Consider the following 13915-nt stretch of genomic DNA (forward strand, 5'->3'; position numbering starts at 1 on the left):
CACACGGCAGGAGAAAGGCCAAGCGATGCAGAACCCGCCCGGTCAGGAGCCGGAGACCGCCCTCTCCGTGACGCCGCCGAAGAAGTGGGCGGCCGGGGTTCCCGCCGTCGTGCACGCGTTGGAGTACTCCCTGGAGCAGACCTCCCCGCGCAAGACCGGGATCGACCTGCTCACCATGAACCAGGTGGGCGGGATCGACTGCCCCGGCTGCGCGTGGGCCGACCCCGCCCCGGGCCGGCGCCATCGCAACGAGTACTGCGAGAACGGCGCCAAGCACATCAACGACGAGGCCACGACGCGCCGGGTCACCGCCGACTTCTTCCGCGAGCACAGCGTGTCCGATCTGGCCGCCCGTTCCGACATGTGGCTCAACCAGCAGGGCCGGCTCACCGAGCCGATGATCAAACGGCCCGGATCGGACCACTACGAGCCCATCGGCTGGAACGACGCTCTGGGCGTCCTCGCGCGGGAACTCGGAGGGCTGGACTCGCCCGACGAGGCGGTCTTCTACACCTCCGGCCGGGCCGGCAACGAGGCCGCTTTCGTCTTCCAGCTCTTCGCCCGGGCCCTGGGCACCAACAACCTGCCCGACTGCAGCAACATGTGCCACGAGTCCAGCGGCTTCGCCCTGAACGAGACGCTCGGCGTCGGCAAGGGCACCGTGAGTCTCGACGACCTCCACCACGCGGACCTGATCTTCCTGGTGGGGCAGAACCCGGGCAGCAATCACCCGCGGCAGCTCTCGGCCCTGGAGGAGGCCAAGCGCAACGGCGGCCGCATCGTGGCGGTCAACCCGTTGCCGGAGGCGGGGCTGCGGCGCTTCAAGAACCCGCAGAAGCCGCGCGGGATCGTGGGGCGGGGCACCCAGATCGCCGACCGCTTCCTGCACATCAAACCGGGCGGGGACCTCGCCCTGTTCCAGGCACTGAACCGGCTGCTGCTGGAGGCGGAGGACGCGCGTCCCGGCACCGTCCTGGACCATGACTTCATCAACGCCCGCACCTCCGGTTTCGAGGACTTCGCCCGGCACGCCCGCACCGTCGACTGGGACGACGTGCACGCGGCGACGGGACTGACCCGTCAGGAGATCGAGAAGGTCCGCGACGAGGTGCTGCGCAGCGAACGCGTCATTGTGTGCTGGGCGATGGGCATCACCCAGCACAAGCACGGCGTGCCCACCATCAGGGAGATCGTCAACTTCCTTATGCTGCGCGGCAATCTGGGGCGCGCGGGCACGGGCGCCTGTCCGGTGCGCGGCCACAGCAACGTCCAGGGCGACCGCACGATGGGCATCTGGGAGCAGATGCCGGACACCTTCCTGGACGCCCTGCAGAAGGAGTTCGGCTTCGACCCGCCGCGTCCGCACGGCCTGGACTCGGTGAACTCGATCAAGGCGATGCTGGAGGGCCGCGTCAAGGCGTTCCTCGCCCTGGCCGGGAACTTCGTGCGCGCGGCGCCCGACAGCGCGGTCACCGAGAAGGCGATGCGTTCGTGCCGGCTGACCGCCCACATCTCCACCAAGCTCAACCGCTCGCACACCGTCTGCGGCGACACCGCCCTGATCCTGCCGACGCTGGGGCGCACCGAGCGTGACGTCCAGGCCGACGGCGAGCAGTTCGTCACCGTCGAGGACTCCATGAGCGAGGTACACACCTCCCAAGGGCGGCTCGAACCTGCCTCGCGCATGCTGCTGAGCGAGGTCGCCATCCTGTGCCGGCTCGCCCGGCTGACCGTCGACGGCGTGGGGGACATCCCCTGGGCCAGGTTCGAGGGCGACTACAACACCATCCGCGACAGCATCTCCCGGATCGTGCCGGGCTTCCACGACTTCAACGCCCGGGTGACCCGTCCGGGAGGCTTCCAGCTGCCCAACCCGGTCAACGAGGGCGTGTTCCGGACCAAGACCGGCAAGGCCCGGTTCACCTGCAACGAGCCGGTGGTCCCCCGGGCCCCCCAGGGGCACCTGCTGCTGCAGACCCTGCGCTCGCACGACCAGTGGAACACCGTCCCATACACCGACAACGACCGCTACCGCGGCATCCACGGCAGCCGCCACGTCGTCCTGGTCAACCCCGCCGACCTGTCCGAACTCGGCCTCGCCCCAGGCGACCGGGTGGACCTGGTGAGCGTCTGGGAGGACGGCACCGAGCGCCGGGCGGAGAACTTCGCGGTCGTGTCCTACCCGGCGGCCAAGGGTTCGGCCGCCGCCTACTACCCGGAGACGAACGTCCTGGTCCCGCTCGACAGCGTCGCCGACATGAGCAACCAGCCCACGTCGAAGGGCATCGTCGTCCGCCTGGAACCCACGGGCGACCGGTCCCGTCCGGCACCCGGGTGAGGACCTTGCTGATGTCAGGTCGTGGTCGGCCGAACTCGAAGGTCTTGGCCCGGGACCGACGTCGTGAAACCATCAAGCGGTGACCGGGAAGAGCAGCGACGACGGCCACGCCTTCCGTCGCGAGACCGAGCGGGTTGTCAACGAAATCGCCCAGGGACTGCGCACGCTGGACGCTGGCGTGGGCTGGTTCTCCGGCCTCGCTCCGACATGCCGGCAAGAGGTACTCCGGGAAGACGCCGGCTACGCGATGCAGGCACACATCACAGCCGCGGACGGCCGTGCCGGGGTGGCACGGTCCGGTGTGAAGCCCACGGCCAACCCCTCGGTGATGATCTGCATGGACCCGCCCCGGTACGGGTTCGCGGGTCTCCCCGCCACCGAACACGTCAATGCCTTCCGTGTCCTCGTTTCCGTGTTCGCCGTTGCCGACACTCGCCGCCGCGAGACGTACTGCAGAGGCGCCTGCGGGCATGCATGGCACAACCTTCCAGCGGCAACCGAGCAGTGACGTCCACATCGCCCAGGGCGATCCCGCTGCCCGAAGGAAGCGGAAAGCGCTGACGTCTCAAGGTCATCACATTGACGGGCATGGCTACCCGGCACGGCGCCGTCCACCGGATGGGCCCAGGGCGCGACGCGTCGTGAGCCGCACTGACACAGATCGTCAACTGATTGATCCTCACGGGTCTGGTCGCTGTCCCGGTCCTGCGTAGGGTTCCAAGAAGACGACAGTGCGGCATGTGCGCACTCGATCTGTTGCCGCGCCGAATGTTCAGGCACATCCACGAGAGAAGGAGACGCGCTCCTATGCGCGCCCTTGTGGTCGATCACAGTGAGGCCGGACCCGTCCGGTTCGCCGATGTCGATGAACCCGTACCGTCCACCGGTGAGGCGTTGGTGGAGATACGGCACATCAGTCTCAACTTCGGAGAGGTGAATTACGTGCACCAGTGGCCGGCCGGCGCTGTGCACGGTCACGACGCGGCCGGCGTCGTGGTGCGCGCCGCATCGGACGGCTCGGGGCCGCCCGAAGGTACGCGCGTCGCAGTGGGAATGGCTTCCCACGCGTGGGCGGAGCGGGTGGCAGTCAGCCCCGCCTCGCTCGGCACCGTCCCCGAAGGCGTGGATCTGGCCGACGCCGCCACGCTGGGGATCGCCGGGGTCAGCGCATTCCGGGTGCTGCGCAAGCGGTCCCTGCTGGCGCGCGACGTGCTGATCACCGGCGCCAGCGGGGGCGTGGGGCACTTCGCCGTCCAGTTGGCGGCGCTGGCGGGCGCCCGGGTGACGGCACTCGTCGGTTCGCCGGAGCGGGCCGCCGGACTCCGTGAACTCGGCGCCGACAGGATCCTGACCGATTTGGCTGAGACCGGGGACCGGTTCGACCTCGTCCTGGACACGGTCGGCGGGCCGCTGGTGGCCCAGGCGTGGAGTTCCCTCGCCGAGGGCGGCACCATCCACCTGGTCGGTTACTCCTCGGGGCAGGAGACCACGTTCCCGTCAGGGGCCTTGTTCGGCTTCGGCGAGCCCCGCACCATCGCCACCTACGGCGACATGACGCCGACCGGCGGGGAGCTGACGGACCTGCTGGGCCTCATGGCCGCCGGGAGGCTCTCGGCACCGGTCGGACTGCGGGGCGACTGGCAGGACGTCGGCGACGCCGTCCAGGCGCTGCTCGCCCGGAAGGTGCACGGAAAAATCGTTCTCGACGTGGCCTGAAGCTGTGGACGAGGACACACGCGTCGTCGGCCGTCGGCGGCGGTTCGTGACGGTGGACGAGAATGGGCCCATGGACGTGCTGGCGGAGGTCTTACGAGTTTCGGGTGCGCGTGGGGCGCTCGGGGTCGTGCTGCGGGCCGGAGGAATCTGGGGCCTGTGCCTGGACTCCTTCCCAGGAGCGACGCTGCACGTGGTGTCCCGTGGCACTATGTGGCTCCACGTCACAGGCGAGAAACCTCTTCGGGTGCAGGCCGGAGACGCCGTCCTGGTGTCGCCGGGCACCGCACACGGGATCGCCGGCAGCGCCGGCGTGACAATGGGTTCCTGCGACCGGGAAGAGGCGGCCCAAGCCATTGGCGATGGCAGGGCCCTGCGTCTGGGTTCGGCGCCCGTGCAGACGGAAGTGATCGTCCTGCACTACGAGCAGGACCCGGAGGTGCGCACACCGGTGCTCACCGGCCTCGCTCGGCCGATGCACGTCACAGCCCGGGAGAACGCGCAGCTCGGAAGGACCGTCGAACTTCTCGCCGCCGAGCTCGCACAGCCGCAGATCGGCACCACCGCCGCCATCAACAGCATCGTCAACCTTCTGCTCGTCCAGTTCGTACGCGCCTGGCTGGCCCGCCACCCGCAGGAGCGGTCCGGCTCATGGCTGGGAGCGATGCGTGATCCGGTCGTGCGCGACGCTCTGGCACATGTCCACGCCCAGCCGGAACACCCCTGGACCACGGAGACCCTGGCCGCCGCGACAAGCGTCTCCCGGGCGACGCTGTCCAGACGTTTCCGGTCCGCCCTCGGACAGACGCCGGGCGCGTACGTGACGCAGTGGCGCATCGATCTGGCGTCCGTCCGGCTCCGCGATACCGATGAGCCGGTCGAGTCGATCTCCAGCGCGGTCGGATACGCCTCTCCGCACGCATTCAGCCGCGCCTTCAGACGTGCCCGGGGCACCGCCCCGGGCGAGTACCGTGCTCGACTTCGCGAGTGATCCGGGCTCGGGAGAGGTCAGCGCCAGTCGGGTCCCCTTCGCCTGCCGCCGCGCGACGCGCCAGCCGATGCGGGCCGGGTCGACCGGCTCGCGGGGCGCGGCCGTTCGGGTGACAAGGGGCCGCAGGCTCGTCCGCCGGGTCTGCCAAGGGGTGCTTATAAGGCCCCGTAGCCCAGGGCGGCAAAGGTGCGGGCCGCCCCAGAGCGCTGTGTCGCGGCTACCGGGGATCACCGGGATGGACTGCCCCGCTCAGTGACCCGTCACAGGGCTCCGGCGTCCCGGGCCGTCCAGACGCTCGGGTAGATCGGCCGGAAGCCGAGTTCCCGGCGGATGCGCTGGTTGGACGTGATCCCGAACCACGGGTCGGGGTCCGTGTTCTCTTGCAGCCCGGCGGGCACCTCGACGCCGTTGAGCTGGTACAGCTCGACCGTCGTGACGGGGGCGTCATCGGCGATGTTGTAGATCCGGCCGGCGATACCCGGCGCGTACAGCAGACGCAGCAGGCCCTGGGCGACGTCCGCGTGGTGGGCCATCTGCAGGCGCTGGTGCGGTGCCCAGCGGACGGCCCAGTGCAACGCGTTGGCAAGGTGCGGATCGCCCTCGCCGTAGACGAAGGGGAGCCGTCCGATGCGTACGTCCAGACCCTTGAGCGCGAGCAGTTCGCGCTCGGCCTCGGCCTTGGACTCGGGGTAGGCGCCCCACAACGCGCCGCCCGGCCGGCTCTCGTCCTCCTCGGTCAGCGGGCGGCCCCGTCCGACGCCGTACACATTGCTCGTGCTGACCTGCACGAACCGCTCCACGCCCAAGGCCTGCGCGGCGTGGCCCAGGGCCACCGCGGCGTCCCGGTTGACGGCCCACGCCTCCTCGTCGGGCACCCCGCGGAAGGAGGCGGCGACGTTCACCACGGCGTCCACGCCGGCGAGCGCCTTCCCGAGAGTCTCCGCGTCGCGCATGTCTCCTACGGCGACCTGGGCGCCCAGCTCCGCGAAGCGCTCGCCACGAGCCGCGTCCCGCACCAGGACCCTCACCTGCTCGCCCGGCTGCCGCTGGGCCAGCAGCCGCGGCACGAAGCGGCGTCCGACCTGTCCCGTCGTACCGGTCACCAAAGTCAGCATGATGTGCTCCTCACGCACTGTGTCGTCTGCCGTCGAAGACCAGCGTCGGCGGATGCGGGGACGACCGGCAGAGACCTCTGCATCAGGGGATCGGCAGTCCCTGGATAAGCCGGCCGGGGTCCCGCACCCTGGAGAGGTGAACCGAGTCGAACTCACCGACTTCCTGCGCCGTGCTCGTGCCCGCCTGGCCCCTTCCGACGTGGGCCTCCCGGCCGGCGCCCGCCGCCGTACGCCGGGGCTGCGCCGCGAGGAGGTGGCCCAGTTGGCGGGCATGTCCGTGGACTACTACACGAGGCTGGAACAGTCCCGGGGCCCGCGCCCGTCCCGCCAGATGCTCACCGCGCTGGCCCGCGCCCTACGCCTCACCAAGGACGAGCACGACCACCTCTTCCACCTCACCGGTCAGGAACCGCCGCGCCGTGAGGTGACCAGCACGCACGTGCGCCCGGGCCTGCTCCTGGTGCTGGACCGGCTGCACGACACCCCGGCGATCGTGGTGACCGACTGCGGCGAGGTCCTGGCCCAGAACGCGCTGTCGCGGGCGCTGAGCGGAGACGCCCTCGCCCGCCCGCCCCGAGAACGCAACATGATCCGCCGCTTCTTCCTGGACCCGTCGGTCCAGGAGCTGTTCCCGCCCGAGGACCGCCCGGTGCGCGCCCGCGAGCACGTCGCCGGCCTGCGGGCGGTGGCCTCGGCCCGACCCACGGACCCCGAACCCGCCGGCCTCGTCGCCGAACTGCGCTCCGCGAGCCAGGAGTTCGCCAGCCTCTGGAACGAACACGAGGTCGCCGTACGCCGCGCCACCACGAAACGATTCCGGCATCCTGCGATCGGTGTCCTCGAACTCGACTGCGAGGTCCTCGTCAACTCCGACCACAACCAGCAACTCGTCATCCACACGGCCCGCCCGGGCACGGAGTCGTACGAGCGCTTGCGGTTGCTGCGGGTGGTGGGCTTGCAGGACCTGACGCCGCGGAGCATCACGCCGTAGCCATCGCCGCCGGCGTGCGGATGGCCTCGACCGTGTGGACAAGGGGCTCGAGCCGCGGGTCCTCGGCGGCTTCGGCGAGGGCTTGGCGCAGTGCGGCCTCGTTGGTGGGGCGCGCCTGCTCGAGGAGCGTCAGGCCCTCCCCGGAGACGTCGGTGTAGATACCCCGGCGGTCGGTGGGGCACAGATAACGGGCCAGCAGTCCGCGGGCCTCGAGGCGGGTGACCAGGCGGGTGGTGGCGCTCTGGCTGAGGACGAGGGCGTCGGCGACCTGCTTCATCTGCAGGTGACCGCCCTCTCCGTCGCGCTGGCGGCTGAGCACGTCGAGCAGGGAGTACTCGCGCACACTCAGGCCGTGTCCGGTCTGGAGGGCGTGCTCCAGGTGGGACTCGATCCGACCGTGCAGCAAGGAGAGGGCACACCAGCCGTGGGCCAGGCCGGTGAGTGCGGGGGCGGTGGCGGTCATCGGGTCTCCTTCGTCGGACCATCCCCATAATAGTTGCACACGACGACTAATGCGCACAGCGATTGCCTTCGTTTGCATTTACCCCGCGCCTGCAATTATTGTCCTGAGACGTAGTCGCTTCACGCAATCATCTGGAAGGTACTCCCATGCCTCTCGCGCTCCTGGCCCTTGCCATCGGGGCCTTCGGGATCGGCACCACCGAATTCGTGATCATGGGTGTGCTGCCCCAGGTCGCGGGAGACTTCGGCGTCAGTATCCCGACGGCCGGCTATCTGGTCTCCGGCTACGCGCTCGGCGTCGTGATCGGCGCCCCGCTGCTGACGGTCCTCGGAACCCGGGTCTCCCGCAAGAAGATGCTCATGTTCCTCATGGGCCTGTTCATCGCCGGCAACGCCTTGTCCGCCGCCGCCCCCGGCTTCGGCCTCATGCTGACCGGCCGGATCGTCGCCTCCCTCGCGCACGGCGCGTTCTTCGGCATCGGCTCCGTGGTCGCCGCCGACCTGGTCGCCCCGCAGAAGAAGGCCTCCGCGATCTCCCTGATGTTCATGGGACTGACCGTGGCCAACATCGTCGGCGTCCCCGGCGGCACCTACATCGGGCAGGCCGCCGGCTGGCGCGTCACGTTCGCCCTCGTCGCCGCGCTGGGCGTGATCGGCCTGCTGGGCGTGGCCAAGCTCGTACCCGGGACCGGCCGCCCGGAGTCGGTGAGCGTCCGCGGCGAGTTCGCGGCCTTCAGGAACGTCCAGGTCTGGCTCGCGATGGCGATGACCGTCCTCGGGTACGGCGGTGTGTTCGCCGCGATCACCTACATCACGCCGATGATGACCGAGGTCGCCGGCTACACCGAAGGCGCCGTGACCTGGCTGCTCGTCCTGTTCGGCATCGGCATGTTCCTCGGCAACCTGCTGGGCGGGAAGTTCGCCGACCGCGCCCTGATGCCGATGCTCTTCACCGCGCTCGCCGCCCTCACCGCAGCCCTCCTGCTGTTCACGGCCACCGCGCACGACAAGATCCTCGCCGCGATCACCCTCTCCCTGATCGGCGCCCTCGGCTTCGCGACCGTACCGCCGCTGCAGAAGTGGGTGCTCGACCAGGCCGCCGCCGCACCGACCCTCGCCTCCGCCGCCAACATCGGCGCCTTCAACCTCGGCAACGCCCTCGCCGCCTGGCTCGGCGGTGTCGTGATCGCCGCGGGCCTCGGCTTCACCGCCCCGAACTGGGTCGGCGCCATCCTCTCCGGAACGGCGCTGCTGCTCGCCCTCCTCGCGGCCCGCCTGGACCGGCGCAGCCGTACGGCGAGCCGCGTCGCGCGCCGATCGCCCTCGCCGGGCGCCGGGGCATCGAGCCGAACGGGCACCGTCACCGGGTCCGCAGCGGCCGAGCCCACCCCGGAAACAGTCTGACCCGCCCCCACTCCTGTCCCCGAGATCCCCGACACATCCCTCCGTGAAAGAACCCCTCATGAGCACCACTCCCGCAGCGGCCCCTGTCGCCCCGCTGACCACACGGGACGCCGAGCTGCTGATCGACACCGCCCGGCGCGCCGCCGAGGCCGCCGACGTCACGGTCAGCGTCACCGTCCTCGACGCGGGCGGCCACCTGCTCGCCTTCCGTCGCGACGACCGGAGCGTCCTGATCTCCGGCGAGACCAGCACCCGCAAGGCGTACACCGCGCTGCAACTCAACGCCCCCACCGCCGACCTGGCCGACCTGGTCAGGCCCGACGGGCCGTTCCACTCGCTGCCCACCGCCCTCGACAAGCCGTTGCTCTTCATCGCCGGCGGCATCCCCGTCCACCGCGACGGCCGGCTGATCGGCGCGATCGGTGTCGGCGGCGGAGCCCCCGAGCAGGACCACGGCTTCGCCACCGCCGCGCTCGCCCGGTGAGCCGTACCGGCAGGAGGTCTTCGCCGACCACGGCAACCGGCTCGGCACCGGCGACCCGGACCTGATCAGCCAGCACTACACCGAGGACGCCGTCTTCCCCGCCCCCCAGGAGCCCCCACGGGAGGCGAGGGAGCACGACGGGGCATCAGCGCCCTGCTCGCCAGTCCGCCGGACGCCGATCGGCAGCCGGCCCCACAAGTTCGCCGGTGACGTGCTGTTCCTTCAGTGGAGCGCCACCACCGGCACCCACGGTCACCGACGGCATCGACACGTTCGTCCTCCGCGACGGACGCATCAGCGCCCAGACCGTCTGTCATACCCCCGTACAACCCGTACCGTCTGAAAGGTCATTCGCAGCAATGGCACCGCTCAGCAGCATCCCCACCGTCACCCTCAACAACGGCGTCGAGATCCCGCAGCTCGGCTTCGGCGTCTTCCAGGTCCCCGACGCGGAGACCACCGCCGCGGTGAGCTCCGCCCTGGAGGCCGGCTACCGCAGCATCGACACCGCCACGATCTACGGGAACGAGTCCGGCGTCGGCCGCGCCCTCGCCGACTCCGGGATCGCCCGCGAGGACCTGTTCATCACCACGAAGCTGTGGAACGCCGACCAGGGCTACGACGCCACGCTCAGGGCCTTCGACACCAGCCTGGCCAAGCTGGGCCTGGACCACGTCGACCTGTACCTGATCCACTGGCCCACCCCTGCCCGCGACCTGTACCGCGAGTCCTGGAAGGCCATCGAGAAGCTCGTCGCCGAGGGCCGGATCCGTGCCGCGGGCGTGTCGAACTTCCAGCCCGACCACCTCAAGCGCCTCCTGGCCGACTCCGAGCTGGTCCCGGCGGTCAACCAGATCGAGCTGCACCCCGGCCTGCAGCAGAGCGAACTGCGCGCCGTCCACGCCGAACTGGGCATCGCCACCGAGGCGTGGAGCCCGCTGGCGCAGGGTGCCGTCCTCAAGGACGAGGCGATCACCACGATCGCGGCCCGCCACGGCAAGTCGCCCGCCCAGGTCGTCCTGCGCTGGCACCTCCAGCTCGGCAACGTCGTCATCCCCAAGTCGGTGACGCCCGCCCGCATCCGCGAGAACCTCGACGTCTTCGACTTCACCCTCACCGACGACGAGATGACCGCGATCGCCGGACTCGACCGCGACCTGCGCACGGGCCCGCACCCCGACCAGCTCAACTGACCCGGTTCCCACCGGCCGGCCCGGCGGGGCGGCGCCCCTTCGCGCCGCCCCGCCGGACCGCCCCGGCTCGCGCGGGCGCGGAGGGCAGGCCCCGCCCGCGCGAGCCGTCACTCTCCGCCTCGTGCGCGCCCCCACCGCTCCTGCCTCCTCGCGACGCTGAAAGGCTCCCCTGGCCATGTCCCCCACTCCTACCGCCCTGGACCGGCTCGTGAACCCCGCGGGCCTGCCGACCCTGGGGCTCGAACTGCCCCTCGACAACGACTGGGGCGCCACCCGGCTGCGTGCCGGCCAGGCCGCCGGCACGCCCTTCGGCGTCCCCGACCTGACCCGCCACACCGAACTGGCCCGCCTCGCCGACACGTCGGGTTTCGCGGGCCTGTGGGTGCGGGACGTACCGCTCTACGACCCCGAGCAGTTCGGCGACGCCGGCTCGGTCTTCGAGACCTTCACCCACCTCGGGCACCTGGCCGCCGTGACCCGGCGGGCCGTGCTCGGCACCGCGGCCGTCGTACTGCCCCTGCGCCGCCCGCTGCTGGTCGCCAAGGCCGCGGCCACCGTCGACGTCCTGTCCGGCGGCCGGTTCGTCCTCGGCCTGGCCAGCGGGGACCGGCCCGTCGAATACCCCCTGTTCGGAGAGGACTTCCACGCCCGTGGTGACCTCTTCCGCCAGGGAGTGAAGACGCTGCACGCCGCCTGGGCCCGGCACGCCGACGGCGCGGGCATGGAACTGCCCGAACTCGGCCTCGAGGCCGGACGCCGTCTCGACGTCCTGCCCAAGCCGACCGGCCCGACCGTGCCGATCGCCGTCGCGGGACATGCCCGGCAGACTTCCGAGTGGATCGCCCATAACGCGGACGCCTCGCTCGACTACCCACGCCCACTGGAAGCTCTGCGCCTGAAGACACGCCAGTGGCGGGAACTGACCGGCGACGCCCCCAAGCCGTACCTGACGCCCATGCAACTGGACCTCACCCGTGACCCGGCGACGGCCGCGACCCCGATCCGGCTCGGCCTGCGCACCGGAAGTCGCGCCCTCGTCGAGCACCTGCGCGCGATGGGCGAACTCGGTGTCGCCCACGTCTCGTTCAATCTCCGCCCGGGCGACCGGCCCGTGGAGGAGGTCCTCCACGAACTCGCCGAGACCGTACTGCCCCACTTCCCCTCCCCCGGCACCACCACCGGAACGGGTGCGGCCGGCGTGCTCGCCTCCTGAGGAAGGCCGCAGCGAAGGCCGAGTCGAGCGCAGCGGGTCGTACGACGACAGCTCGATCCCCGCCGGGCGAGACGGGCCGCGTTCAAGCCGGCGTACGGGCCGACCGTGAGCCCGGACGTGCCGGGACCGTCGACGACCACCAGCCCGTCGGTCTTCGGCACCGCCCCGGGCGACGGCCGGATGCCGGGGCCGGCCGGGCGGAAGCGGGCACGGGTCTCCAGGCCGGCGGCGCCGGGCAGTCCGGCGGCCACCGACACGGAACCTCCCGCCGTACGGCGACTGCGCGACCCTGGTGTCCGCCCGTGGCAGTCGCGCAGACCCAGCGCACTCCCGCCACCTTCCGAACACGCCTACCCGGCCGGGCGCCCGGAATCTTTGTTCACCCCGGTGCGGGGGCTGCCGAACAACGGCCGGGCCGCTGAAGTCGGCACAGGAAAGCGCGAACCGCACCCGGGAGGGGAGATCCGCATGCGCATCCGCACCAGCGGCGGCACAGGGCTGTCGCGCCGTCTGTCGGCGGCCGTCGTGAGCTGCCTGGCGTTCCTGTCCGTTCTGACGGCGACGGCACCGGCGGCACACGCCGACGACGGGCCGGCCGGCGATGTGTTCGTCTCGTTGTCCGACGGCGCCAAGTTCGTCCAGAACGGCTGGAAGTGGCACGACCACTTCGGCGTCGGCAACGAGACGCCGCTCACCGGCGACTTCGACGGCGACGGCAAGGACGACGCCGTGACCTTCACCCGCGGGAACACGGCAGACGTCTACGTCTCGCTGTCCAGCGGCGCCAAGTTCGTCCAGGACGGCTGGAAATGGCACGACCACTTCGCCATCGACACCGAGACGCCGCTCACCGGCGACTTCGACGGCGACGGCAAGGACGACATCGTCACCTTCACCCGCGGGAACACGGGCGACGTCTACGTCTCGTTGTCCGACGGCGCCAAGTTCGTCCAGGACGCCTGGAGATGGCACGAGCACTTCAGCATCGGCGACGAGGTCCCGGCCGTCGGCGACTTCAACGGTGACGGCAAGGACGACATCGCGACCTTCACGCGCGGTGACACCGCCGACGTGTGGGTGGCACTGTCCAACGGACACGGCTTCGGCACGGCGTCCGTCTGGCACAACCACTTCGGCATCGGCGGGGAGGTCGTCGACACCGGTGACTTCGACGGTGACGGCAAGGACGACATCGTCACCTTCACCCGCGGTGACGCCGCCGACGTCTTCGTCTCGCTGTCCGACGGCGCCAAGTTCGTCCAGGACGCCTGGAAATGGCATGACGGTTTCGCCGTCGGCACTGAGATCCCCACCGTCGGCGACTTCGACGGCGACGGCAAGGACGATGTCGTCACCTTCACCCGCGGTGGCGCGGCGGACGTCTTCGTCGCCACCTCCGACGGCGGAAAGTTCCTCGGCACCGGACAGAAGTGGCACGACAGCTTCGCGGTCGGCACCGAAGTGCCCAGGGTGGGCGACTTCAACGGCGATCACCGCGCCGACGTCGCCACTTTCCTCCTCGGCGGCACCAACGCCCTGCGCCAGCACATCGCCGACATCGCGCGCGGCCGGCTCGGCACGACCAACAACGGGTGCTCCTACGGCCCCTGCGGCCTCGACTGGTGCGCCATGTTCGCCACCTGGACCTGGGAACGCACCGGTGTCACCGGCGTTCCGCGCGGCTTGTACGTGGCCACGGCACTCGGCACCTGGGGACAGCAGCGCGGGCTGTTCAAGGCCCGGCCGGCCGGGCAGAGCGGCAGCCCGGCCGTCGGCGACTGGGCCGTCTACGGGGCCCCGGGTTCCGGGACCGGCGGCCACGTCTCGGTGGTGGTCGCGGTGCACGGCGACGGCACCATCACCACGGTCAACGGCAACTACAACGACAAGGTCGTCGAGACACACATCAATCCGGCCACCCACCGGGCCGGTTCCCGCAACGTCCTGATCTCGGGCTACGTCAGCCCGCCGGGCGCCTGACGGACACCACCCCGCATAGATGCCACCACGT

The 13915-nt window shown here is 70.8% G+C and carries 12 protein-coding genes; 10 read left to right on the forward strand and 2 right to left on the reverse strand.

Features of this window, described 5'->3' with window-relative positions:
• The first annotated feature begins 25 nt into the window (after window positions 1-25).
• The 4 genes from ACSURM_RS00835 to ACSURM_RS00850 all read left to right on the forward strand — a co-directional run bounded on the left by ACSURM_RS00835 (window position 26) and on the right by ACSURM_RS00850 (window position 5042).
• The gene (locus ACSURM_RS00835; protein WP_436952426.1) at window positions 26-2338 is read left to right on the forward strand and encodes an FdhF/YdeP family oxidoreductase; all 2313 of its coding nucleotides are present in this window, start codon (window positions 26-28) and stop codon (window positions 2336-2338) included.
• A 79-nt stretch (window positions 2339-2417) separates the two neighbouring features.
• Window positions 2418-2846 (forward strand): DUF5958 family protein, encoded by a 429-nt coding sequence (locus ACSURM_RS00840; RefSeq protein ID WP_436952428.1) that lies wholly within the window; start codon window positions 2418-2420, stop codon window positions 2844-2846.
• Between the two features lie 299 nt (window positions 2847-3145).
• Entirely contained in the window at window positions 3146-4054 is a 909-nt protein-coding gene (locus tag ACSURM_RS00845) for a zinc-binding dehydrogenase (RefSeq protein ID WP_436952430.1), read from the forward strand.
• Between the two features lie 70 nt (window positions 4055-4124).
• Entirely contained in the window at window positions 4125-5042 is a 918-nt protein-coding gene (locus ACSURM_RS00850; RefSeq protein WP_436952432.1) for a cupin domain-containing protein, read from the forward strand.
• A gap of 260 nt (window positions 5043-5302) precedes the next feature.
• Here ACSURM_RS00850 and ACSURM_RS00855 read toward each other — a convergent pair whose 3' ends face one another.
• The gene (locus ACSURM_RS00855) at window positions 5303-6157 is read right to left on the reverse strand and encodes an NAD-dependent epimerase/dehydratase family protein (RefSeq protein WP_436952434.1); all 855 of its coding nucleotides are present in this window, start codon (window positions 6155-6157) and stop codon (window positions 5303-5305) included.
• A 136-nt stretch (window positions 6158-6293) separates the two neighbouring features.
• Between ACSURM_RS00855 and ACSURM_RS00860 the strand changes: the two genes are divergently transcribed.
• Entirely contained in the window at window positions 6294-7148 is an 855-nt protein-coding gene (locus ACSURM_RS00860) for a helix-turn-helix transcriptional regulator (protein ID WP_436952436.1), read from the forward strand.
• Here the strand turns inward: ACSURM_RS00860 and ACSURM_RS00865 are convergent.
• Window positions 7138-7611, reverse strand: a complete 474-nt coding sequence (locus ACSURM_RS00865) for a MarR family winged helix-turn-helix transcriptional regulator (protein WP_436952438.1) — start codon at window positions 7609-7611, stop codon at window positions 7138-7140. The two genes, ACSURM_RS00860 and ACSURM_RS00865, sit on opposite strands and share 11 nt — an antisense overlap.
• Before the next feature lie 146 nt (window positions 7612-7757).
• Between ACSURM_RS00865 and ACSURM_RS00870 the strand changes: the two genes are divergently transcribed.
• The 5 genes from ACSURM_RS00870 (at window position 7758) to ACSURM_RS00890 (ending at window position 13884) form a co-directional block, all read left to right on the forward strand.
• Window positions 7758-9014, forward strand: a complete 1257-nt coding sequence (locus ACSURM_RS00870) for an MFS transporter (RefSeq protein ID WP_436952440.1) — start codon at window positions 7758-7760, stop codon at window positions 9012-9014.
• A 58-nt stretch (window positions 9015-9072) separates the two neighbouring features.
• Window positions 9073-9498, forward strand: a complete 426-nt coding sequence (locus ACSURM_RS00875; protein WP_436952442.1) for a GlcG/HbpS family heme-binding protein — start codon at window positions 9073-9075, stop codon at window positions 9496-9498.
• Window positions 9499-9857: 359 nt separating this feature from the next.
• Complete coding sequence (locus tag ACSURM_RS00880; protein ID WP_436952444.1) at window positions 9858-10691, forward strand: aldo/keto reductase; 834 nt, start codon at window positions 9858-9860, stop codon at window positions 10689-10691.
• A gap of 175 nt (window positions 10692-10866) precedes the next feature.
• Window positions 10867-11904: a TIGR03571 family LLM class oxidoreductase gene (locus ACSURM_RS00885; RefSeq protein WP_436952446.1), complete on the forward strand. Its 1038-nt coding sequence runs from the start codon at window positions 10867-10869 to the stop codon at window positions 11902-11904.
• A gap of 468 nt (window positions 11905-12372) precedes the next feature.
• Complete coding sequence (locus ACSURM_RS00890) at window positions 12373-13884, forward strand: CHAP domain-containing protein (protein ID WP_436952448.1); 1512 nt, start codon at window positions 12373-12375, stop codon at window positions 13882-13884.
• Window positions 13885-13915: the final 31 nt, after the last annotated feature.

Source organism: Streptomyces sp. SudanB182_2057 (assembly GCF_964272715.1).
In the GTDB taxonomy this organism is placed as follows: Bacteria; Actinomycetota; Actinomycetes; order Streptomycetales; family Streptomycetaceae; genus Streptomyces; species Streptomyces rubradiris.